Source organism: Streptomyces lydicus, assembly GCF_001729485.1.
In the GTDB taxonomy this organism is placed as follows: Bacteria; Actinomycetota; Actinomycetes; order Streptomycetales; family Streptomycetaceae; genus Streptomyces; species Streptomyces lydicus_D.
Genome location: NZ_CP017157.1, coordinates 3,722,989 through 3,744,953, shown reverse-complemented (window position 1 = coordinate 3,744,953; position 21,965 = coordinate 3,722,989). Strand labels below are relative to the sequence as shown.

The 21,965-nt window shown below is 73.0% G+C and carries 19 protein-coding genes and 1 pseudogene; 6 read left to right on the top strand and 14 right to left on the bottom strand.

Annotated elements, in window-relative coordinates; all coding sequences use genetic code 11:
• Positions 1-8: 8 nt before the first annotated feature.
• Positions 9-953, bottom strand: coding sequence for a phosphotransferase enzyme family protein (locus SL103_RS16255; protein ID WP_069569748.1), 945 nt, complete (start codon positions 951-953; stop codon positions 9-11).
• Positions 954-1,059: 106 nt separating this feature from the next.
• Here SL103_RS16255 and cpt point away from each other — a divergent pair, with 106 nt between their 5' ends.
• Positions 1,060-1,593, top strand: a complete 534-nt coding sequence (cpt, locus tag SL103_RS16250; RefSeq protein ID WP_164492812.1) for a chloramphenicol phosphotransferase CPT — start codon at positions 1,060-1,062, stop codon at positions 1,591-1,593.
• Between the two features lie 71 nt (positions 1,594-1,664).
• Here the strand turns inward: cpt and SL103_RS16245 are convergent, their stop codons facing one another.
• The 13 genes from SL103_RS16245 to SL103_RS16185 form a co-directional block, all read right to left on the bottom strand.
• A complete protein-coding gene (locus SL103_RS16245) occupies positions 1,665-2,834 on the bottom strand; it encodes an acyl-CoA dehydrogenase family protein (protein WP_069569746.1) in 1,170 nt (389 codons plus the stop codon).
• 30 nt (positions 2,835-2,864) lie between these two features.
• Positions 2,865-4,064, bottom strand: coding sequence for a CaiB/BaiF CoA transferase family protein (locus SL103_RS16240; RefSeq protein WP_069569745.1), 1,200 nt, complete (start codon positions 4,062-4,064; stop codon positions 2,865-2,867).
• Positions 4,065-4,164: 100 nt separating this feature from the next.
• Entirely contained in the window at positions 4,165-4,542 is a 378-nt protein-coding gene (locus SL103_RS16235) for a hypothetical protein (protein ID WP_244303922.1), read from the bottom strand.
• Positions 4,539-6,275, bottom strand: coding sequence for an aa3-type cytochrome oxidase subunit I (gene ctaD, locus SL103_RS16230; RefSeq protein WP_069569743.1), 1,737 nt, complete (start codon positions 6,273-6,275; stop codon positions 4,539-4,541). Before ctaD ends, SL103_RS16235 begins: the two co-directional genes overlap by 4 nt.
• 344 nt (positions 6,276-6,619) lie before the next feature.
• Positions 6,620-8,791 carry a TerD family protein gene (locus tag SL103_RS16225; protein WP_069569742.1) on the bottom strand — a complete coding sequence of 724 codons (2,172 nt, stop codon included), beginning with the start codon at positions 8,789-8,791 and terminating at the stop codon, positions 6,620-6,622.
• Positions 8,792-8,879: 88 nt separating this feature from the next.
• On the bottom strand, positions 8,880-10,205 hold the full coding sequence (locus SL103_RS16220; RefSeq protein WP_069569741.1) for a PP2C family protein-serine/threonine phosphatase: 1,326 nt from the start codon (positions 10,203-10,205) through the stop codon (positions 8,880-8,882).
• A 13-nt stretch (positions 10,206-10,218) separates the two neighbouring features.
• On the bottom strand, positions 10,219-11,229 hold the full coding sequence (locus SL103_RS16215; RefSeq protein ID WP_069569740.1) for a SpoIIE family protein phosphatase: 1,011 nt from the start codon (positions 11,227-11,229) through the stop codon (positions 10,219-10,221).
• Positions 11,214-11,603 carry an ATP-binding protein gene (locus SL103_RS16210; protein WP_069573788.1) on the bottom strand — a complete coding sequence of 130 codons (390 nt, stop codon included), beginning with the start codon at positions 11,601-11,603 and terminating at the stop codon, positions 11,214-11,216. Before SL103_RS16210 ends, SL103_RS16215 begins: the two co-directional genes overlap by 16 nt.
• Before the next feature lie 67 nt (positions 11,604-11,670).
• Complete coding sequence (locus SL103_RS16205) at positions 11,671-12,081, bottom strand: STAS domain-containing protein (RefSeq protein ID WP_069569739.1); 411 nt, start codon at positions 12,079-12,081, stop codon at positions 11,671-11,673.
• Positions 12,078-12,956, bottom strand: coding sequence for an STAS domain-containing protein (locus SL103_RS16200; RefSeq protein WP_069573787.1), 879 nt, complete (start codon positions 12,954-12,956; stop codon positions 12,078-12,080). Before SL103_RS16200 ends, SL103_RS16205 begins: the two co-directional genes overlap by 4 nt.
• Positions 12,957-13,168: 212 nt before the next feature.
• On the bottom strand, positions 13,169-13,684 hold the full coding sequence (locus SL103_RS16195; protein ID WP_069569738.1) for a MarR family winged helix-turn-helix transcriptional regulator: 516 nt from the start codon (positions 13,682-13,684) through the stop codon (positions 13,169-13,171).
• 263 nt (positions 13,685-13,947) lie between these two features.
• Complete coding sequence (locus SL103_RS16190) at positions 13,948-15,150, bottom strand: M20 family metallopeptidase (protein WP_069569737.1); 1,203 nt, start codon at positions 15,148-15,150, stop codon at positions 13,948-13,950.
• Positions 15,147-16,604, bottom strand: coding sequence for an MFS transporter (locus SL103_RS16185; protein ID WP_244303921.1), 1,458 nt, complete (start codon positions 16,602-16,604; stop codon positions 15,147-15,149). Before SL103_RS16185 ends, SL103_RS16190 begins: the two co-directional genes overlap by 4 nt.
• On the opposite strand from SL103_RS16185, the pseudogene SL103_RS39530 reads away from it, so the two are divergent.
• From SL103_RS39530 to SL103_RS16165, 5 genes and pseudogenes are all read left to right on the top strand, one after another.
• A pseudogene (locus SL103_RS39530) lies at positions 16,522-17,124 on the top strand (Lrp/AsnC family transcriptional regulator); the annotation flags it as partial. The gene SL103_RS16185 and the pseudogene SL103_RS39530 sit on opposite strands and share 83 nt — an antisense overlap.
• 132 nt (positions 17,125-17,256) lie before the next feature.
• Entirely contained in the window at positions 17,257-17,730 is a 474-nt protein-coding gene (locus SL103_RS39525) for an Lrp/AsnC family transcriptional regulator (protein ID WP_432215399.1), read from the top strand.
• Positions 17,731-17,934: 204 nt separating this feature from the next.
• Positions 17,935-19,452, top strand: a complete 1,518-nt coding sequence (locus tag SL103_RS16175; RefSeq protein WP_069569734.1) for a PepSY-associated TM helix domain-containing protein — start codon at positions 17,935-17,937, stop codon at positions 19,450-19,452.
• Positions 19,453-19,708: 256 nt separating this feature from the next.
• Positions 19,709-20,827, top strand: a complete 1,119-nt coding sequence (locus SL103_RS16170) for an MFS transporter (protein ID WP_079146247.1) — start codon at positions 19,709-19,711, stop codon at positions 20,825-20,827.
• Positions 20,824-21,909, top strand: coding sequence for a sugar ABC transporter permease (locus tag SL103_RS16165; RefSeq protein ID WP_069569732.1), 1,086 nt, complete (start codon positions 20,824-20,826; stop codon positions 21,907-21,909). Before SL103_RS16170 ends, SL103_RS16165 begins: the two co-directional genes overlap by 4 nt.
• Positions 21,910-21,965: the final 56 nt, after the last annotated feature.

Sequence of the window (21,965 nt, the reverse complement as noted above, 5' to 3'; positions counted from 1 at the left end):
GCCGCACCTCAGCAGCTGTCGTCCCGGTCGGCGAACCACCGGTGTGCGGCTTCCAGCCCTGCCTCGTTCACGGCCGGATCGTCGATGCCCGTGAGGTCGCCGCGGGCGATCCGGCCGGCGAAGTACACGGCCTGGCCGGCCCAGCGGAAATCCAGCAGGGGGCGCAGCGCCCGCTCGACCTCGTCGTGGGTCAGCGCGCCTTCCGCCACATAGGCATCGATCAGCGGTCGCATGGAGTACGCCCCTCGGTACATCACCAGCGCCGCCAGATCGTACGCCCGCGGCCATACCCCGGCCCCGCTCCAGTCGATCATCCCGCAGACGCCACTGGCCGGATCGAGGCGGAAGACCTCCGGCGCCGGGTCCCCGTGCACCGGCCCCCAGGTCAGCGTCCGCAGGTCGGCGTCGTCCAGGCCGGCCATCACCTCGGTGATCACGGGCCTGAGCCAGGGGCGGACATCCAGGTGGTCCGACGGGAGATACAGACGGGCGGGTGCGGTGCCGTTGCTGTCGTGGGTACCGAGCGCGCGATGGGCGCGGGCCAAAGTGGTCCCCATCACTTCCAGTTCGGTGCCCGACTCTCCGGTCAGCGCACGGCCTTCGACCCAGCGCAGCAGAGCCATCACACGGCCGGCGAAGGGCACGGCCGACAGCCCGCCGGCTGTCAGCACGGGGGCCCCGGCCGGTATGCCCGTTCCCTCCAGTCGCTTCGCCAGGTCAAGACCGAGGACGAACCCGTCCTTGGACTCCGGCGGCACCGCCTTCGCCACCCAGCGGTCGCTCCCCGAGCGGACCTCCCACGTCAGGGAGTTCATGCCACCGGCGAGGGGGGTGATGTCCTCCGCGTGAAGTGCCCAGTGTTCTGCGAGTAACCGGGCGAGGGCCGGCAGGTTGCTGCCGGGCGTCGGCTCGGCGTCGGTGGTGGGGTCGGGCGAGGCAGGACGGTCGACCATCGTGGTGATCCTCCGGACGGGGTTCGGGCGTCCAGAGTAGGCAGAGAGATAGCCAACTGGGCTGCTTCACACGGCTGTTGTCGTCCGGTCGCCGTACTGTGGCCCGGTGACGACTCAGATGATCATTCTCAACGGCGGTTCCAGCTCGGGGAAGTCCGGCATCGTCCGGTGCCTTCAGGCCGTACTGCCGGAACCGTGGCTGGCGTTCGGGTGCGACGCGTTCGTCGATGCCCTGCCCGCGCGGATGCAGGCGTCGGACGAGGGGATCGCGTTCGCGGCGGACGGCGGGGTGAGCGTCGGGGCGGACTTCCTGGCGCTGGAAGCGGCCTGGCGGGACGGCCTGGTGGCGATGGCCCGGGCGGGCGCCCGGATCGTCGTCGACGACGTCTTCCTCGGCGGCGCGGCGTCCCAGCAGCGGTGGCAGAAGGCGCTGGGCGAACTGCCCGTGCTGTGGGTCGGCGTCCGGTGTACGAGTGCGGTCGCCACGGGCCGTGAGGTCGCGCGGGGAGACCGCACCCGGGGGATGGCCGCGTCCCAGGCGGAGGTGGTGCACGCGGGGGTGCGCTACGACCTGGAGGTGGACACGACGCACACCGAGTCCCTGGCGTGTGCCCGCACCATCGCCGCCCGCGTCGGCTGACCGCCGGCTCGGCTCCCCGCGGTCCGGCCGGCCGCCGCCGGCCGCGTCCGTGACGTGGTCGCCGCCGGGGTTCAGACGTCGAGCCCGCCGCGTCGGACGAGCTGGCGGGCGATCACATTGCGCTGGATCTCGTTGGTGCCCTCGCCGACGATCATCAGCGGAGCGTCGCGGAAGTAGCGCTCGACGTCGAACTCGGTCGAGTAGCCGTGACCGCCGTGGATGCGGACCGCGTTGAGCGCGATCTGCATCGCGGTCTCGGAGGCGAAGAGCTTCGCCATGCCGGCCTCCATGTCCACCCGGCGTCCCGCTTCGGCCTCCCGGGCCGCGAAGAGGGTGAGCTGACGGGCCGCGGTCAGCGAGGTGGCCATGTCCGCGAGGTAGTTGCCGACCGACTGGTGCTGCCAGATCGGCTTGCCGAACGACTCCCGCTCCCGGGCGTAGGCGAGGGAGTCCTCCAGCGCCGCCCGGCCGACCCCGAGCGCACGGGCGGCCACCTGGAGCCGGCCGGTCTCCAGGCCCTTCATCGTCTGGGCGAAGCCCTCGCCCTCGACCCCGCCCAGGAGGGCGTCTCCCGGCGCCCGGTGGTCGTCGAACGACAGCTCGCAGCTCTCCACCCCCTTGTAGCCGAGTGTGGGCAGGTCGCGGGAGACGGTCAGGCCGGGTCCGTGCTCGACGAGCAGGATCGAGATGCCCTTGTGCGCGGGTTCGGCGTCCGGGTCGGTCTTGCACAGCAGGGCGATCAGACCGGACCGCCGGGAGTTGGTGATCCAGGTCTTCGACCCGTTGACCACATACCCTCCCCCGCCGTCCTTGCGGGCGACGGTGCGCAGGGCCTGCAGGTCCGAGCCGCCGCCCGGCTCGGTCAGGGCCATGGTGGCCCGCACCTCACCGGTGGCCATCCTCGGCAGGTACCGCCGCCGCTGCTCCTCGGTGCCGAACTGCACCAGCAGCTTGGCGACCACGGTGTGGCCGCCCATCGCACCGGCCAGGCTCATCCAGCCGCGGGCGAGCTCCTCGGTGATCAGGACATAGCAGGGGACGGAGACCGGGGTGCCGCCGTACTCCTCGGGGACGGCGAGGCCGAAGACGCCCAGCTGCTTCATCCGCTCGATCAGGGCCTCGGGGTAGGTGTCGCGGTGCTCCAGCTCCCGGACGACCGGTTTGACGTCCTCGTCGACGAAGTCGTGCACCGTGCGGACGATGCACCGCTCGTCCTCCGACAGGATGTCGAGAGTGCGCATAGTGGGGACGCTCCTCACGGTAGGGGCAGGTCAGATGACGTGGTCGGCGCGCAGCCCGTCGATGTCGGCCGCGCCGTACCCCAGCTCGGCCAGGATGCTCCGGGTGTGCTCACCGGCGGCGGGTACGGCGTCCATGCGCGGGACGGTGCCGGACAGATCCGCGGGCGGCAGCAGCGCGGGCACCACCGCTCCCCCGGGAAGGCTCACGTCGCGCCAGCGGTTACGGGCCGTGAGCACCGGATGGGCCAGGAACGCCTCGATGTCGTTGACGCCGGCGTTGGCGATGCCCGCCTCGTCCAGCAGCTTCATCACCTCGCCGCTGTCCGCCTCGCCGAACCGCCCGGCCACGAGCGCGTTGAGTTCCTCTCGGTGGGCCACGCGGTCCGAGCCGGTGGCGAAGCGGGGGTCCCCGACGAGTTCCGGCCGGCCCAGGAACCGCTCGCACAGGGCTGCCCATTCGCGTTCGTTCTGGATGGAGAACAGCACGTCCTTGCCGTCAGCCGCGGTGTAGGCGCCGTAGGGGGCGATGGTGGCGTGCTGCGTGCCGAGCCGCGGGGGCTGGCCGGGGCCGTAACGGGTGTAGTAGGCGGGCTGGTTCATCCACTCGGCGAGCGCCTCGAACAGCGAGACCTCCACGGCACGGGCCACGCCCCTGGTCGCCCGTGTGAACAGGGCGGTGAGGACGCCCGAGTAGGCGTACATACCGGCCGCGATGTCGGCGACCGACACTCCCGCCCGGGCCGGGCCGTGCTCGTTCCCGGTCAGCGAGACCAGGCCCGTCTGGCACTGCACCAGCAGGTCGTACGCCTTGCGGCCGGCCCACGGCCCACTCGATCCGTAGCCGGTGACGGAGCACGGGATCAGTGACGGGAAGCGTCCGGCGAGCGCCTCGGCGTCCAGTCCCATCCTGGCGGCCGCGCCCGGCCCCAGGTTCTGCACGAACACATCGGCCCCGCCGAGCAGTTGCTCCAGAATCCGCCGCCCCCGGTCCGCCTTGAGGTCGAGGGTCAACGACTCCTTCGACCGGTTGAGCCACACGAAGTAGCTGGACTCGCCGTGCACCGTGGTGTCGTAGCGGCGCGCGAAGTCACCCCCGCCGGGGCGTTCCACCTTGATGACGCGCGCGCCGAGGTCGGCCAGCTGGCGGGTGGCGAAGGGCGCCGCCACCGCCTGCTCGACGCTGACGACGGTGATGCCGGCGAGCGGCAGGTCTTCGGAGAGCTCGGTCATGCGCTGACCTCCATGAGCGTACGGGTCCCGCGTCGGGCACACCATCATGGATCCCGTCGACGGGAGTCAGCCAGCACACGTCGCGGCCGGCGTCGCTCGGTCAGCGGGTCAGCAGGCCGGCCCCCACGTTCGCCGCGACGGAACAGACGAACAGGAGGCACGCGCACACGGCATGCCGTTTGAGCAAGGTGCGACGCAGTGCGGCGTAGCGCGCCTCGTATTCGCCGCGCAGGCGCTTGGCGCGGTCGGCGGTGACTTGGAGCGCCTGGCAGGTCAGGCCCAGGCGCTGCTCGGTGTAATGGCGGGTGAGGTCCTCGGCCTGCCCCCTGGTGAGCCAGCTCAGCCGCCCGCAGAGCACCTGGGCCTCATACTGCGCCTGCTCCCGCTCCGCCTGCGCGAGGAGGTAGCCCTCCACCTCGTTGGCGAGCGCGGCCCCCGGCCCGGCGGGCGGGGGGCCCTGACGCCCCGGTGAGGTCAAGGCTGGCCGCCTTCGTGTCTGGGGGCCTCCACCACGTCGCGCTTGCCGTGGTTCGCCTCGTCGTGCAGGGCGATCTCGGGATGGTGCAGGTCGAACGCCGGGGCTTCGCTGCGGATCCGGGGCAGCGTGAGGAAGTTGTGCCGCGGCGGCGGGCAGGAGGTCGCCCACTCCAGCGAGCGGCCGTAGCCCCACGGGTCGTCGACGCCGACCGGCTTGCCGTACTTCGACGTCTTCCAGACGTTGTAGAGGAACGGCAGCATCGACAGGCCCAGCAGGAACGAACTGATCGACGAGACGGTGTTCAGCGTCGTGAAGCCGTCGGCCGCGAGGTAGTCCGCGTAACGCCGCGGCATGCCTTCCGCGCCCAGCCAGTGCTGCACCAGGAAGGTGCCGTGGAAGCCCACGAACAGCGTCCAGAAGGTGATCTTGCCGAGGCGCTCGTCCAGCATCTTGCCGGTGAACTTCGGCCACCAGAAGTGGAAGCCGGAGAACATCGCGAAGACGACCGTGCCGAAGACCACGTAGTGGAAGTGCGCCACCACGAAGTACGAGTCGGAGACGTGGAAGTCCATCGGCGGCGAGGCCAGGATGACACCGGTCAGACCACCGAAGAGGAAGGTGACGAGGAAGCCGATCGCCCAGAGCATCGGCGTCTCGAAGGACAGCGAGCCCTTCCACATCGTGCCGATCCAGTTGAAGAACTTCACACCGGTCGGCACCGCGATCAGGAACGTCATGAACGAGAAGAACGGCAACAGCACGCCGCCCGTGACGTACATGTGGTGCGCCCACACGGTCGCGGACAGACCGGCGATCGAGATGGTCGCGGCGACCAGACCGATGTAGCCGAAGATCGGCTTGCGGGAGAACACCGGGATGACCTCGGTGACGATGCCGAAGAACGGCAGGGCGATGATGTACACCTCGGGATGGCCGAAGAACCAGAAGAGGTGCTGCCACAGCAGCGCGCCGCCGTTGGCCGGATCGTAGACGTGGGCGCCGAACTTGCGGTCCGCCTCCAGGGCGAACAGCGCCGCCGCCAGGATCGGGAAGGCCAGCAGGACCAGCACGGCGGTCAGCAGCACGTTCCAGGTGAAGATGGGCAGGCGGAACATGGTCATGCCGGGCGCGCGCATGCAGATGATCGTCGTGATGAAGTTGACCGCGCCGAGGATCGTGCCGAAGCCGGAGAAGGCCAGACCCATGATCCACATGTCGGCGCCGATGCTCGGGGACCGGACCAGGTCGGACAGCGGCGTGTAGGCGAACCAGCCGAAGTCGGCCGCGCCCTGCGGGGTGAGGAAGCCGCCGACCGCCACCAGTGAACCGAAGAGGTAGAGCCAGTAGGCGAACATGTTCAGCCGCGGGAACGCCACGTCGGGCGCGCCGATCTGCAGCGGCATGATCCAGTTCGTGAAGCCGGCGAACAGCGGCGTCGCGAACATCAGCAGCATGATCGTGCCGTGCATCGTGAACGCCTGGTTGAACTGCTCGTTCGACACGATCTGCAGGCCCGGCCGGGCCAGCTCGGCGCGCATCACCAGCGCCAGCAGACCGCCGACGAGGAAGAACGCGAACGACGTCAACAGGTACAGCGTGCCGATGGTCTTGTGGTCGGTGGTCGTCAGCCACCTGACCACCACGTTGCCGGGCTCTTTGCCCCTGACCGGCATTTCGTTCTCGTACGCGTCCTCGGCTGCCGCGGCACCGTGGGGGTCGTTGAGGATGCTCACTGGTGGGTATCTCCCGATGCTCGCGGTTGGCGTCGCAACTCAGCCGCATCATGGCTGTGCCGGGCGCCGGGCGCCGCTTGGAGCGGCCGAAACGCCGCCAATGGCGTGACAGTCGGACCCGAGTGGAGTAACCACGGCATGTCGCCGTTGTCGGCCTGCACCGCCTCAGCGGGCCGGTGCGTCGCCTGTTTTGCGAGCGACCCCTGGCGACTGCGCGCACGCTCGCCAGGGGTTCCGCACGGCCCGCGAGGGGCCGACGTGGAGGGCGAGGAAAGCGAAAGGGCTAATTCAAGGAGTTTGAGAAGGAAGCCCCTTCATGGCCTCGCCACGGGCAACGATAACAGTCAGGCGGGGATCAGGTCGCGCAGATTTTCGGGTGTGAGGACGCGGGAATCGGGGTGCAGGCCGTCCGGGCGTGCCAGGCCGAGGTAGGTGACCGGGGCGTCCGGGAGGCTGCCGCCGTCCCACAGGGTCACGGTCGTGGTGCCGCCGGCCATGAGATCGACGAGGTAGCGCACCGTGAGGTATTCGCGCTCGACGATGCCGCGCAGCAGCGTCGCGACCGACACCCGGTTTTCCTCGACGCGGTTGGCCGCCGGATTGCCCTTGAGGTGCAGGTGCAGCCACTTGGCGCGCCAGCGGCCGTCGTCGCCGCGCAGGAACGCCAGTGGCAGCGCCACCCTGCCGGGGCCGCGCAGCTCCGACTTCAGCCGTACGGTGCGCGGTTCGAAGGGACGGCCCTGTCGGTCGGCGTCGCGCAGCATGAAGCCGAAGAACGACTCCTCGACCTCCTCGAAGCCCTCCCCCGCGTAGATGTTGACCTGCGGGACGATGAAGGTGCCGCGGACGGCGCCCAGGCGCAGGTTGATGAACTCCGAGGCCCCGTCGGGCGCGTCGGTGATGTCCCCGGAGTGCTCGCCCTCGACTTCCGTGAGGGCGGTGTACGACAGCCAGCACCGGGTCGAGTAGTCGGCGTTCAGCATCAGGGCCGACAGGTCGTAGTCGGTGGTCCGGTGGGTCTGCTTCCAGTGGACGAAGAAGCGCAGCAGTTCGCCGTCGACGGGCGAGAGCGAGCCGCGGGGCAGCACACCGAGCCCGGACGCGGTCGCCTTTCCGCTGAGCGGGAGCGCGACATCGAGGACGTCGGGATCGATCAGCAGGTGCTCGGGGGCCGGGAGGCGGCGGCGGAGTTCGGCGTCCAGGGCGGAGATCAGCCGCTTGCGTTCGTCCGGGAGTACCGGCGGGCGCTCGTCGGAGGTGACCCAGGCGCGGCCGAGGCGGTTGACGAAGACGCGGCGTTCGCCGGTCTCCCCGGGCCGGTTGTGGAGGTGTTCGCGGACCGACAGCAGGACCCGGCCGGAGACCCGGTCGGCGACCTGCTCGGCGGCGGCCACGACGGCTTCGCGCTCGTCCTGGGTGAGGCACATCCGCAGCAGCCGGTCCAGGGAGCGGAAGAGCTTGCCGGGCGCGGCCCGCAGGAGTTCCGCCGCCCCGGTGACGTCGTGCATCCCGAACAGTTCCTCGGCGCGGCTGTCGAGGGAGCGGGCCTGCTGCTCGCCCCGGGCCACCGCGAACACCTGGGCGGCGTGCGGCCAGCGCGGGTACTCGTGCGGGTGGAGACGTTCGCCGAGGCGCTTGAAGGGTTCGCGGTGCGCGTGCACGTCCGCGAGCTTGGCGGGAGCGGCGGCGACCACGCCGTCGAGGCCCGCGAGCAGGGCGCGGCGCACGGGGCGCGAGAGGGCCTTGAAGCGGGTGGGTTCCTGGAGGGTCACATCGCCGTCCGACAGGGCGCAGGCCAGGCGGAGCACATCGGTGACGGTGTCCACCAGGAGGTCCGCGCCGACGCCCAGGCGGGCCTGGTTGATCAGGGCGCGGTTCTCGCGGATCGGGACGGCCTCGGGCTGCGGGCCGTGCGCGCAGTGCGCGGCGAGCGCCCGCAGGTCCGCCAGGTCGTCGTCGCCCAGCGGTGTGGTGCTTCCGGCCAGGGCCAGGTAGAGGGCGGTGCTCTCGTCCTCCAGGGGGCCGCCGGTGTGCAGCACCGTCATCCGGTCGCCCGCCGCCGCGGTCAGTTCGTCGTGGGCGGCGAGCATCTCGGCATAGCTGTGGCGGTAGTTGCCGTAGGACGGCAGGGTGAGCAGGTCCACCACACCGCTGCTGAGCTGCTGGAGCGTGCCCTCACGGCTCGCGTCGTCGGCCAGCGCCTCGATGATGCACTGCGTCCAGAAGGCGAACGTGTCGGGCACGTTGGCCGGGAAGTCGATGAAGTAGACGTTGTGCCGGACGTGGTCACCGACGATCTCGCGGACGGTACGCAGCGTGCGGACGGCGGTGTCGACGACCGCCCCCTCGGACAGCCCCGACAGCCGCTCCAGCAGATCCGCCGAGAGTTTGAAGCCCACCGACATCAGGGCGGCGTCGAACTGCCGCGCCGCGACAGCACCGTCCCCCACGGGCCCTGTGGGGAAGGGCAGTCGGTAGGTGTGCCGGATAACCATTGATTCGAGACTGTGTCCCATTCCCGCATGATCCCAGAGCGGTGTGCCCGGGCGCACACGGGTTTCCGCCGGCGGCCCCGCTGCCCTCGTGCAGCGGGGCCGCCCGGGCTCATCGGCTCTCTTCGGCGGGACGTGCCGGCGTTCTGCGGACGGTGAGGGCGACGGTGTCGTCGGGGTGGAGCACGACGGTGTGCATGTCGTCGGCGATGGCGCCGGGGACGTCCTCGATGGGGCGGTGCCGGTGGCGCCGGGCGCTCTCGATGAGGCGGGCCTCGCCTTCCAGCGGGTCCCGGCGGCTCTCGGTCAGACCGTCGGTGTAGAGGACGAGGAGGTCACCGATGTCCAGCTTGTCCGACAGCACCCGGTCGCTGCCGGGCAGGGGGTAGCCGATGCCCCGGCCGCGGACCTCCAGGTACTCCGGGGTGCCGTCGCGGCGCATCATCAGCACGGGCGGGTGGCTGCCGTTGGCCAGCTCCAGCTGACCGGTGCCGGGGTCGATCCGAAGGAGGACCACGGTCGCCATCACGTCGGGGTCGAAGGGGGCGAGGATTTCGTTGGTGCGCCGGACGATGGAGCCCAGCGGGTGGCCTTCGAGGGCCAGGGTGCGGACCGCGTGGGTGACGTTCAGGGCGCTGCGGGTGCTGCGTACGCCGTGGCCGAGGGCGTCGACGAGCGTGATGTGGACGGTGCCGTCGGGCAGGGAGAACCAGTCGTAGAGGTCACCGCCGGTGGGGGCGTCCGTCTCCGCGGGCGCGTAGTGGACGGCGAGTTCCAGGCCGTCGACGGCGATCGGCGGTGGGCGCAGGGCGTCTTCCAGCTCCCTGAGGACCTGGCCGTGCGCCGTGCGGAGTTGCTCGTCGCGCTCTTCGAGCTGGACGTAGAGGGCGAGCACCCCGCTGTTGGTCTCGGCGAGTTCGTGTTTGAGCTGGCGGTGCGCCTCGCTGAGGGCGTCGACCTGGGCGAGGGCGGCCCGGAGTTCCTCTTCGAGGGCGTGTGTCTCGGTCGGGGCGGCCACGGGTGCTTCGGCGTGGCCGTTGTCCTTGGCGGTGGCGGCCGTTACCGGGGCGGGCCGGGCGGGCGCGGCCCGGTCGTACGGGGTGGGAGCGTCCGGTGCGGCGAGGGAGAGGCACCAGGTCGCCGCGGTGCCGTCCGGCGCCGTCTCCGCGGGCAGCGGCAGCTCGGCCGGGGGCAGCGGGCCCTTCGTCCGGAGGGTGACGGACAGCAGCGCGTCGCTGCGGCCGGTACCGGTGGCGCGGGCGGCCTCCAGGGTGACGGGGCGCCCGGCCCGGAGCGCGCGGTCGGCCAGCGCGGTCACGGACAGGACGAGGCGCGCCCGGGTCTCGATGGCCAGCCGGTGGGCGTCGCCCAGACTGCGGACGGCGGTGCGCAGCGTCGGCAGCGAGTGGAAGGTGCGGTGGAAGCTGTGGGGGGTCACGGAAGTCTCTGTGTCAATGGGTCAGGACCAGGGCGGTCGCATCGTCGCGGGTGAGCCGGTGGCCATGGGCGAGGGCCGTGGCCAGCAGGGGCGGCGGGAGGTGCAGGAGGTGCGGCGGGGGGCTGTGGGTCCAGCGGTGGTCGATGCCGTCGGAGTGGAGCACGGCGGTCGTGCCGGGTTCCAGCGGCAGCGAGCGGACCTGCGGCGGGGGCATGCGCAGGCCGACGATGCCGGGCTGGCCGGTGTGCCGGTGGTGGACGCTCTGCCCGGTGACGACGAGGACGCGGACGTTGCCGACGCCGCAGTACTCGGCCCGGTGGGGGTGAAGGCGGAGCAGTCCGACGGCCGCGCCGCGGGTGCGGCGCAGCGCGCGGTGGATGCCGTGCAGGAGGTCCGGCAACGGGGCTTCCGGCGCACGGTGGAAGGAGCGCAGGGCGCTCTGTGCGGCCTCCGCCGCCGACGGCCCGTGGCCGAGACCGTCTATCACGATCGCGGTGCGGCCGGCGGGGGTGTCGCGGAGCGCGCAGGCGTCACCGCTGACCTCTTCACCGTCGGCGGGGAGGCAGACCGTGCCGGTCCCCGCCGCAGACGGCGGTGGGCTGCCGGGCGCCCAGAGCCGGGCGCAGGCCAGGGTGCCCGTGCCCTCCTGGGTGCGGATGGTGAAGTCCGACGCTATCCGGCTGACCGATCCCAGACCGGCACCGAGCGTGGCGGTCGTGCTGTAGCCGTCGGTCAGGCACCGTTCGAGTTCGGGCATGCCGGGTCCCCGGTCCGCGGCGAGCACCTCCACACCGTCGCCGAGCAGCATCGGCTGGACGAACAGCGCGCCGTCGGTGGCGTGCTTGGCGAGGTTGCTGCCGAGCTCGGACGCGATGACCGCGAAGTGCTCGGGCAGCGGCCCGGGGAGCTGCCGGTCCTGCGCGAGTGAGCGGGCCGTCTGGGCCGCCAGGTGCACGGCGCTGTAGTGGTCGACGCGGATGTGCGTGGTCGTCAGGGGGGCGGGCTGGGTCACCGGCTGGCCCATCGGACGGCGATCACCGTGGTCCCCGCGCCGGGCTCGCTGTGCACCTCGAATTCGTCCATCAACCGCCGCGCGCCGCCGAGCCCGTGCCCGAGGCCCGCACCGGTGGTGAAGCCGTCGATGAACGCCTGGTCGAGGTCGCCGATGCCCGGGCCGTCGTCCCGGATCGTCAGCCGCAGCCCCGCGGTGCCGTGGCGGACGAGGTGGTCGACGGTGAGCGTGCCGCCACCGCCGTGGATGTAGGCGTTGCGCGCGAGTTCGCTCGCCGCGGTGACCACCCGCGTCTGGTCGATGATGCTGAATCCGGCGCTGAGCGTGGCCGCGCGCACCGCGTGCCGCACGCTGAGCAGGTCCTCCTCGGTCCGCACCGGGTGCAGGGAGGTGGCCGCGTCGGAGCCGGCCTCGTGACGCCGCTCCGCCTCGCGGACGGTGGTGCTGGCGAGTTCACCGGTCCGTGTCACGCCCACCTCCCTGAGGAGGCTGTGCGCTCTGGTACCAGCCCAGTGCCGCCATGCCCAGTTCGGCGTTGAGGGCGGTTTCCACGCCGTCCAGCTGCAGTCCCAGTTCGACCAGGGTGATGGCCACGGGGGGCCGCATGCCGGCCACGATCACCCGCGCGCCCAGAAGACGCGCCATGGTGGTGAGTTCCATCAGGGTGCGGGCCACGAACGAATCGATGATCTCCAGGCGGGAGATGTCGACCAGGACGCCGCGTGCGCCGTCGCTACTGATGCGCGTGGTGAGCTCGTCGGTGAAGGCCACCGCGGACTTGTCGTCGAGTTCGTTGAGCAGCCCGGTGACCAGGACGTCTCCCAGCCGCAGGATCGGCACCCCGTTCGAGGTCCGGCCGTTCATCGCGCGTCCCGCGGGTCGGCCTGTGCGGAGGAGTCGTCGGTGAGTCTGACGGCGGCGGTCAGCGCGTCGGCGAGGGTGGCGCGGGTCAGGATGGTGGACAGGTCGATGCCGAGCTGGGCGATGGTCTGGGCGATGGGCGGCCGGATGCCGCTGATGACGCAGTCCGCGCCCATGAGACGTACGGCGTTGACGGTCTGCAGCAGGTGCTGGGCGACCGCGGTGTCGACGGTGGGCACGCCGGTGATGTCGATGATGGCGACCTGCGCCTCGTTCTCCTGGATGGCCTGCAGGAGGTTTTCCATCACCACCTGGGTGCGGGCGGTGTCCAGGGTGCCGATGAGGGGGACGGCCAGCACGTGGCGCCACAGCCGCACCACCGGCGTGGACACCTCCAGCAACTGGCGGCTCTGCCGCCGGATGATCTCCTCGCGGCCCTCCACGTACGTCTCGAAGGAGAGGGCGCCGGCGGTGTCCAGGAGCCGGTTGACGAACAGCGCGCAGGTGAACAGCTCGTCACCGTCACGGGTTTGCCGCTGTACCGCCTCCAGCAGGGCTTCCTTGAGGTAGAGCACCGCCAGCGAGGTGCCCGTGGGCGAGGCGCCGGCGCGGGCCCTGCGCAGCGACAGCTCGGACACCGCCTGGTACAGCTCCCGGTGGGTGGCGACGACGTTCTCCAGCGGAATGTCGCTGTCGAGACCGGTGGTGAGCGCGGCCACCAGGTCGTCCGCCTCCTCCCGCAGCTCCACCTCGCTGACCTGCTTGCCCAGAGCACCTCGGTCCAGCTGCAACTGCACCCAACGGTCGGCGATGTCGTCGGCTTCTGCACGCAGCACACTGCTGATGCGCTTGCGCACGGCGGCCTCGGCGGAACTCAGCACAAGATCCCTTCCCTACGGTGGCCGGCACACCACGGTGGTTCGACGTGCGGCCAGGTCTTCCCGGTCTCGCCGGACCGATTGTTGTCGTCCGGCAAATGTTAGCGACGACAGTCAAGCACGGAAAGTCTGAAGATCAACAGTGCCTCCTCCGCGCGCCGACGGGTACACATCGCTCCGTCGCGACCACCGGAAAACAGGGAATCGCCTGGTCAGGCCGACCGGGCCGAGCGTGCCGTACGGTCCCCGGACGCCTGCCCACCGATCGGCGGCGCGGCGTCCACCACCGTCCGGAATCCCGTCAGCCCTTCGGCCAGCGCCCTCCGCTCCCCCCGCGGCATCCGGGCAATGAACGACCGTAGCGCCTCCTCCCGGCGGGCACGCAAGCCGAAGAGGTACGCCACCCCCTGGCCGGTCAGCCGCAGTTCCAACTCCCGCCCGTTGGAAGGGTGGGGAGCGCGCCGGAGGAAGCCGATCGCCTGGAGGCGGTCACACAGCCGGCTCACCGAGGACGGCGCCGCGCCCAGCAGCCGGCTCAGCGTGCGCAGATTGATGCCCTCGTCGCGTTCCACCGCGTACAGGACCCGCAGCTGCGACAGGGACACCGGGGCGGTGGGCACCGCGTCCCGGCCCTGTTCCCACAACACCTCGAGGAGCTCGATCAGTTCGGATGCCGCAGCCGCCGCGTCGCGGGACGTGCTTTCCGAAGCAGGGAGATCGTGGTCCATCCGCGGTCGCTCCCGTCGCGCCTTGTCGTCCTTCTCGCTCCGGCTGCCGGTCCGGCGCCCTGCTCCGCCGCCACGGCGTTCCGGGCGGTCGACCATGACGTCCCACGGCAGCGGACCACCTCGTGGTGGCGCCGCCCCACGCACTCCCGCCGTCCGCACAGCTCTCAAGGAACATTCCGGCACGATCAGCAGAAACCGCCGACGGCCGGCTACCGCAAGACGATACTCCTGCCCGTCAACCTCCCGGCGGGCCGCCGGAACCGTCACGCGCCCGGCGCCGGCCTCCGTGCGGCAACCCCGTCGAGGAGACGTCGTCGCTGGGACTCGGACGTCGCGAGATCGACAGCGACCAGGCCGAGGGCGATCGCCCCGTCGATGACCGCCCGGTCGGCGCCCGGCGACTTGCCGTGGGCGGCGAACTCGGGCGTGTGCTGGGTCGCGCCGCCGGTGGGGTAGCCGATCGTGGGGTGCAGGGTGGGCAGCCGCAGGGAGACGTTGCCCATGTCCGTGGAGGCCAGCGGCTGCCCGGCCCGCGAGCGGACCGTGCGGCCCAGTTCGCGGGCGGCGCGGACGTATGCCTCGGTCAGGTAGGGATCCTGACGCAGTTCGGCGAAGTCCCGGCCGTGCCGGCGCAGTTCGAGGTCGGCACCGGTGGCGAGGGCCCCGGCCTCGAAACAGGCCCGGACCCGCTCCTGCACACGGGTCAGCTGCTCCAGCGTCGGGGCGCGGACCTCGTAGCGGGCGCGGGTGCGGGCGGGGATGACGTTGACGGCCTGACCGCCCTCGGTGACGATGCCGTGGACCACCACCCCGGGGGGCAGCTGCTGCCGCAGCAGCCCGATCGCGGTGTGCGCGAGAGCCATCGCGTCCAGGGCGTTGACGCCTTCCCACGGGGCGACCGCCGCGTGCGAAGGCGCTCCCCGGTAGGTGATGTCCCAGGCGCCGATGGCCAGCGAGGAGGCGCCGACGCTGTCGTCCGGCGCCGCATGCACCATCATCGCCGCGGCCACGTCGTCGAAGGCGCCGGCCTCCAGCAGGAGAACCTTGCCGCCGATGTCCTCCTCGGCCGGGGTGCCGATGAGCTTGACGGTCAGACCGAGTGCGTCGGCGACGGCGGCGAGCCCCAGGGCCGCGCCGACCGCGGCCGCGCCGTTGACGTTGTGCCCGCAGGCGTGCCCGATGCCGGGCAGCGCGTCGTACTCGGCGCACAGGCCGAGCACCAGCTCGCCCGACCCGCGGGTGGCGAGCAGCGCGGTGGGCAGCTCGCCGACGCCCCGGGTGACGGTGAACCCGGCGGTCTCCAGCAGGTCCGCGATTTTCGCGGCCGACCGGTGTTCGGCCAGCGCGGTCTCCGGCTCGTCGTACAGGCTGTGGCTCAGGGCCAGCAGCTGCTCGCGCCGGTCCCGTACGGACGAGGCGACCGTCTGCCGAGCGGTGTCGCTGTCGGCTCGGTGTGCGCGCGTCATGCGAGGCCCCCGTCCTGTGCCCGCTGCCCGGTCTGCCCCGGCGACGCCGCGCCGGCGGGCCGTGGGCCGCGGTAGGCCAGGGCCAGCAGCACGCCCAGGACGGCGGTGCAGACGCACGCGCCCCAGCTCCAGAGGTATCCGGACAGCTCGATGTGCGCGCCGTCGCCCCCGGGGTGCGCCGCGAAGAGGGCGCCGATCACGGCCGCGCCGATGGCCGCGCCGAGGGACAGCGCCAGCTCGTTGAGGCCGACCGCGAGCGCGGTCTCGTGTGCCGCGACGGCTTCCGCGGACAGGGTGCGCGTGATCGATTCGAAGATTCCGGTCGCCAGCCCGACACCGAGAGCCGCGGTCACGTAGCCGGCCGGGGTGTCGTGGCCGAGGGCCATCCCCGAGAAGGCGAGCGCGATGAGCACCGCTCCCGAGGCGAGTACGGCACGGTCCCCCACTCGCCGGGCCAGCCGCGGGGTCAGCGTCGCCCCGGCGAACCCGGCGACCACCATGGCCAGCGAGACGGTTGCGATCGCCCGCGGCCCCAGCCCCATGCCGTAGCCCGCGTCCGCCGGTGAGGCGCCCAGGAAGAGCGCGTTGGCACCGAGGAAGCCGATCGTCGCGAAGGCGGCGCAGAAGGTGTAGCCGCTCACCAGGGCCAGCCGCGGATTGCTCAACAGTCGTACGCTCACCAGGGGGTGGGCGGAGCGGCGCTCGACCGCCACCCACACCGCGAGCACGGCGACGGCCGCCGCCGCGAGGCCCAGCGTCAGCGGCGAGGCCCACCCCCAGGCGCCGCCCTGGGCCAGCACGAGGACGAGGGCCAGCAGCCCGCCGGTCAGCAGTGCCGCCGCTCCCCAGTGGAAGCGGCCGCCGCGCGGCGCTCCGCTGTCGGGCAGCAGCAGGCCGGCGACCACGGCGAGGACCGCGACCGGGACCGCCGTCCACAGTCCCGCCTCCGCGTGCCGTTCGCTGAGTACGCCCGCCACCAGCCCGCCCACGCCGATGGCGAGCAGCAGCACGCCCACCAGCAGCGAGATACCGGCACGGTTCCGTTCGGGTGCGCGGAACCGGAGGATCCCCACGAGCAGCGGGAAGAAGCCCACCAGCGCGCCCTGCAGCACCACCCCGACGGACAGGGTCACCGCGGTGGGCCACGCCGCCATCAGCAGCGAGCCGGCTGCCACCGTGCCCAGGGAGATCCTGAGCAGCCTACGGTGCCCGTACAGATCGCCCAGTCGGGACAAAAGCGGCGTCAGCACGGCGAAGGCCAACTGGGACAGCAGGTAGATGTTGTTCTGGCCGATGCTGCCGATGTGCAGGCGCAGGCCGAGTTCGGGCAGCAGTGGCGTCAGATAACCCTGCACGATCCCGCTGAACAGGATGACGACCGCCATCGCGGCGAGCAGGTCCGGACCGCCGGACCTCACCGCCCGCGGCCGGAATTGCCACATTCGACTGGACACAGCCTCACCTCATCCGGTGGCCGGAACCGACAGTGGTCGCTACTGTGCGGGCCCTGCGGCAAGTGAGCGCGAATATCTACGGATTCGGACGCACGGAGCACATGTGATGCGAGAAACGGTCACGGCCAGCGAGCTGGACCTCGCCCTGGTGAACGCCTTGCAGCTGCGGCCCCGGGCCTCCTGGTCCGAGCTGGCGCCGCTGCTGGGCGTGACCGCGAGCACCCTCGCGCGGCGGTGGGACCGGCTGTCCGCGGCCGGGCTCGCCTGGGTGTACGCCGCGCCGGGGCGGGAGTTCGCGCGCAGCAGGTGTACCGCCTTCGTCCTGCTGCGTTGCCGTCCCTCGGAGCGGGCCCGGCTGACGGAACGGCTCAGCGCGTTCCCTGAGGTCGTCACCATCGAGGTGACCGCGCCCGGCACCGCCGACCTGCTGCTGGACGTGCTCGGCCCCGACCTGCCCTCGCTGAGCCGCTTCCTCACCGAGGAGCTGGACCCGCTGCCCGGCATCACCTCGGTGCGGTGCCTCTTCGCCACGTCGCTGTACGTCGAGGGCAGCCGCTGGCGACTGCGTTCCCTGGACCCGGCCCAGCTCAATGCGCTCGGCAGCGCCGCCGCCGCGGCCGGGCAGCCGACGGGGGCCCTCGCACTCGACGCGGTGGACCGGGCCCTGCTCGCCCAGCTCGTCAGCGACGGCCGACTGGGCTGGGCCGAACTCGCCCAGCGCACCGGCACCAGCCCGGCCACCGTCCGGCGCCGGCTGCGCCGGCTGACCGACTCCGAGGTCCTCACCTTCCGCTGTGACGTCGCCGCGCCGCTCGCCGGCCGGGTCGTCCCCGTCTCCCTCCTCGCCACCACCCCCGCCCGTGAGGTGGGGGCCGTGCACCGTACGCTCGCCGCCCTCCCCGAGTGCCGGCTGGTCGCCGCCGTCACCGGTCCCGCCAACCTCTTCGCCACCCTCTGGGTCAGCGACATCGGCGACATCCAGCGCCGCGAGACGGCGCTGTCCGCCCGCCTGCCCGGCCTCACCGTCACGGACCGGATCGTGGGCCTGCGCACCGTCAAACGCATGGGGCACCTGCTGGACCACGACGGCCGCCGCACCGGCGTACGGCCGATCTCCCCCTGGTAGAGGGGCGAATCCGCCTACCGGAGGCAGGCCACCGGCGCGCATCGGCCGTCCCGACTTACCGTGGTCCCCCGCCTGCCGCCCGTCCTGTGGGTCACCTCACAGCGGCGCGCCGGAACTCGACGCTCCGTTCGTCCGACTGCCTGTACCGGAACGGCAGCGGACCGGTCCGTCTCATTTCCCCGACTTCGCCCCGGGAGCGCCCGCATGCCCACTGAACAACGCCTCGTACCGAGCGGTGCGGACGAGACCGCGGATGCCGCCGCGCGCGGCGAGCGGCAGGCGGCGGAACGGCGGTCCGGATGGGCCGCCCTGCGCCCGCTGGTGCTGCGCCTGCACTTCTACGCCGGGGTGCTCGTCGCGCCCTTCCTGCTCGTCGCCGCCGTCACCGGCCTGCTCTACGCCGCCTCGTTCCAGGCCGAGAAGGTGCTCTACGCCCACGAGTTGAGCGTTCCGGCCGGCGGCCGGGCGCTGCCGCTGGCGCAGCAGGTCGCCAAGGCGCGGGCGGCGCACCCGGAGGGCGCGGTCGCCGCCGTGCGCCCGGCACCGGAACCGGGGGACACCACGCGCGTGCTGCTCTCCGGCGCGCCCGGCGTGCCCGAGGACCACCAGCTCGCCGTCTTCGTCGACCCGCACACCGGTGAGGTGCGGGGCGCGCTGCAGACGTACGGCTCCACCGGGGCGCTGCCGCTGCGTACCTGGCTCGACTCCCTCCACCGCGATCTGCACCTGGGAGAGAACGGCCGCCTCTACAGCGAACTGGCCGCCAGCTGGCTGTGGGTGGTCGCCGGCGGCGGCCTCGCGCTCTGGATCGGGCGCAAGCGCACCCGGCGCACGGTGCGGGCCCTGGCGCTGCCGGACCGCACCGCCACCGGCCGTCGCCGGACGCGCTCCTGGCACGGCGCGGTGGGGGTGTGGGCGGCGGGCGGCCTGTTCTTCCTGTCGGCGACCGGCCTGACCTGGTCCGGGTACGCCGGGGCGCACATCGACGCGCTCCGCCGGTCCCTGGGGCAGGCGACGCCGAGCGTCTCCACGGCCCTGACCGTGCACGCCGCGGATCCCGGGAACACCGGGCACCACTCCCACCACGGCGGTGCCGGCGGGATGCCCGGCATGCCGGGCACGGGCGGACAGCAGGGCGGCGCGTCGAGCGGCTCCGCGACGGACGTGGGCGTCGACCGGGTGCTGGCGGCGGCCCGCGCCGAGGGACTGTCCTCGCCCGTCGAGATCGACCTGCCGACGGCGAAGGGCACCGCCTACGTCGTCAAGCAGGTCGGGCGCAGCTGGCCGGAGAAGCAGGACTCGGTCGCCGTGGACCCGGCCACCGGCAGGGTCACCGACGTCTCGCGGTTCGCCGACTACCCGGTCCTGGCCAAGCTCACCCGCTACGGCATCGACCTGCACACCGGCACCCTGTTCGGGCTCGCCAACCAGATCGTGCTGGCGGCGCTGGCGCTCGCCCTGGTCTTCCTGATCCTGTGGGGTTACCGGATGTGGTGGCAGCGCCGTCCCACGCGCGGGCGGGCGCTGTCGTTCGGGCGCCCGGTGCCGCGCGGCGCGTGGCGGAGGGTTCCGCTGCCCGTACTGCTCCCGTTGGTGTGCGGCGTCGCGGCGGTGGGCTGGGCGATGCCGCTGCTCGGCGTCTCGCTGGTCGGCTTCCTGCTCGTGGACGTCGTCCTCGGCGTGCTCGGGCACCGGCGCCGGGCGGCCGCCCCCGCGGACTGAACTCCCGTCCCCCGGCGGCCGTTCCCCGATCGCCCTCGCCCGGCAGCGGCGACCGGGCGGCGACGGTCGGGAACCGGCGGCCCGCTCCGTACGACTGACTGGGCCGGGCGCCAGAGCGGGGCCGGAGCGGTGCGGGAGGGCAGCGGTGCGAGCAGAGCGCGGTACGGATACGGAAGCGGCGGCCGCCGGGCCCGACGGCGGCACCTCCCGGGCGCGCCCCGCGGGACCGGCGGTGACCGCGCTGCTGACCTCCGCGATGGCCTTCTCCATGATGCAGCTCTTCCTGCTCGGGGCGCTCGGGCCGCGGCTGGTCGACGAATGGGGCATCTCCCGGACGGCGCTCGGCCTGACCACGACGGCCGGGTTCGGCGCGGCGGCCCTGCTGTCGCCGGTGGCCGGGCGGCTGGTGGACCGGGTGGGACCGCGTCGCTGCCTGGTGGCGCTGCTGCTGCTCGCCGCCGTCTCGCTCGGGCTGATCGGGGCCGCGCCGGGGGCGGCGCTGCTGCTGGTGGCGGTGACGCTCGGCGGGCTGCCGCAGGCCCTGGCCAACCCGGCGACCAACAAGGTGATCCTGGCGGCCGTTCCGTCCGGGCGGCGCGGCGCGGTGACCGGCCTGAAGCAGTCCGGCGTGCAGCTCGGTGCCTTCGCGGCGGGGCTGCCGCTGTCGCTGCTGGCCGCGGGGGTGGGCTGGCGCGGCGCCGTCTGGACGGCGGCCGGCACCGCGGCGCTGGCCGCGGCGTGGGCCGCCCGGACGCTGCCGCACGACGCGGCCGCCGAGGCCCCGGGAGCGCGTCCCGCGCCCTCCGCACAGGGGGCGACGAGGCGGCTGGCGGTCTTCTCGCTGCTGCTCGGCTGCGGTATCGCCTCGGTCAACACCTATCTGGCGCTGTTCGGTTCGCAGCGCCTGGGGCTCGCGCCGACCACCGCTGCCGCGTTGGTGGCCGTGCTGGGTGTGGCCGGCATGGCGGGGCGCGTGGGGTGGTCGCGGGTGGCGGGCCGGCCAGGCCGCGCCGAGGCGATGCCCGCCCTGCTGGCGGCCGGCGCGGTGGGCGCGGCGCTGCTGCTCGCCGCGGCGGTGCCGGTGCCGTGGCTGGTCTGGGTGGGCGCGCTCGCCATCGGGTCGTTCGCGGTGGCCGCGAACGCGGTGTCGATGGTCCTGGTGATGCGGCGGGCGGCTCCGGGGCGCGCCGGGCAGGACTCCGCCCTGGTGTCGGCGGGCTTCTTCGCCGGGTTCGCGGTGGGGCCGCCCCTGTTCGGTGCGCTGGTCTCGGCGACCGGATACGGGCCCGGATGGCTGCTGGTGGCGGCCGAGTTCGCGGCGGCCGGGACGGTGGCCGTGCCGCTGATGGCCCGTCGCCGGGGGGAGAAGCGATGACCGCGCCGGAGACGCTGACCGCGGCGGGCTGGGCGGAAACGGCGCTCGCGTCCGTGCTGGCCCGGGTCTCGGTGACGGCGCGCGAGTCCGGCCCGCGCTTCCCGCTGTACGCGGAACCTGACACCGGCGCATGGCGGACGACCGCGCGGGGGTCGTGGACCGGCGGCTTCTGGGCCGGGCTGCTGTGGCTGCGTGCGCTGTCCTCGGGCACCGCGGAGCACCGGGCCGCGGCCGCCGACTGCACAGGGCGGCTGCGGCACTGGGTGGCGCAGGACACCGCCACCCGCGGGCTGGTGCTCTGGTACGGCACGTCCCTGGCCGCCGGGCCGGGTGCTGACGGGGCGGCGGCCGCGCTGCGGGACGAGGCGGCACGGGCCTGCCTGGCGGCGTACGAGCCGGCGTGCGGGCTGGTGCCGTGGGGCGGGGCGTTCGGCGGGCCGCGGTTGCTGGCACGGGCCGACGGCATGCCGGGACTCGTACCGCTCCTGGCGCGGGCGGACGGGGGTGCGGCCGCCGCGTACGCCCATCTCGACCGGCACCTCCGGCTGTGCCTGTCGCAGGACCCGCCGCGTCCCGCGTGGCGGGCCGGGCCCCGGGGAACGTGGACGGCGTGGCCCGAACCCGGGCCGGGGTGGAGTCGTACGGCCGCGTGGTTGCTGCTGGCGGTCGCCGACGGGATGTGGTGCCTCGGGGCGGACGACCGGCTGCGGGCGGCGGCGGACCGGCTGGGCGCGCTGCGGCTGGCACCCGGTGCGCGGCTCGTGCCGCCGGCCCGGGGTGACGACCCGAGCGGCCCGGTGGACACCTCGGCCGCTGCCATTGAGGCGGTGGCCGCGCTGAAGCTGGCCGCCCTCGCGCGGACGGCCGGCGACCGGCGGGCGGCCGACCGCCTCGCGGACCGGGGGCGGCTGATGCTGCACCGACTGGTGACGGCGCACCTGTCGTCGGCCGGCGCGCTGCTCGACGGCTGCTACGACGCCGACCGCGGGCTCGCGCCGCGGCACGAGCTGATCTGGGGGGACTTCTTCCTCGCGTGGGGGCTGGCGACGCTGACCGGGCTGGTGGAGCCCTTCACGATGTGACGGCGGCGTGCGTGCGGCGACGGCGGGTCCACGGTGTGATGGCGGGTTCGCCGGGC

Excerpts from the sequence above, each read along its gene's own strand:
- SL103_RS16255 (WP_069569748.1), bottom strand. The coding sequence starts at position 953 with ATGGTCGACCGTCCTGCCTCGCCCGACCCCACCACCGACGCCGAGCCG.
- SL103_RS16195 (WP_069569738.1), bottom strand. The coding sequence starts at position 13,684 with ATGGACCACGATCTCCCTGCTTCGGAAAGCACGTCCCGCGACGCGGCG.
- SL103_RS16215 (WP_069569740.1), bottom strand. The coding sequence starts at position 11,229 with ATGGGCCAGCCGGTGACCCAGCCCGCCCCCCTGACGACCACGCACATC.
- SL103_RS16170 (WP_079146247.1), top strand. The coding sequence starts at position 19,709 with ATGGCCTTCTCCATGATGCAGCTCTTCCTGCTCGGGGCGCTCGGGCCG.
- SL103_RS16190 (WP_069569737.1), bottom strand. The coding sequence starts at position 15,150 with ATGACGCGCGCACACCGAGCCGACAGCGACACCGCTCGGCAGACGGTC.
- SL103_RS16225 (WP_069569742.1), bottom strand. The coding sequence starts at position 8,791 with ATGGGACACAGTCTCGAATCAATGGTTATCCGGCACACCTACCGACTG.
- SL103_RS16205 (WP_069569739.1), bottom strand. The coding sequence starts at position 12,081 with ATGAACGGCCGGACCTCGAACGGGGTGCCGATCCTGCGGCTGGGAGAC.
- SL103_RS16165 (WP_069569732.1), top strand. The coding sequence starts at position 20,824 with ATGACCGCGCCGGAGACGCTGACCGCGGCGGGCTGGGCGGAAACGGCG.
- SL103_RS16240 (WP_069569745.1), bottom strand. The coding sequence starts at position 4,064 with ATGACCGAGCTCTCCGAAGACCTGCCGCTCGCCGGCATCACCGTCGTC.
- SL103_RS16175 (WP_069569734.1), top strand. The coding sequence starts at position 17,935 with ATGCCCACTGAACAACGCCTCGTACCGAGCGGTGCGGACGAGACCGCG.
- SL103_RS16245 (WP_069569746.1), bottom strand. The coding sequence starts at position 2,834 with ATGCGCACTCTCGACATCCTGTCGGAGGACGAGCGGTGCATCGTCCGC.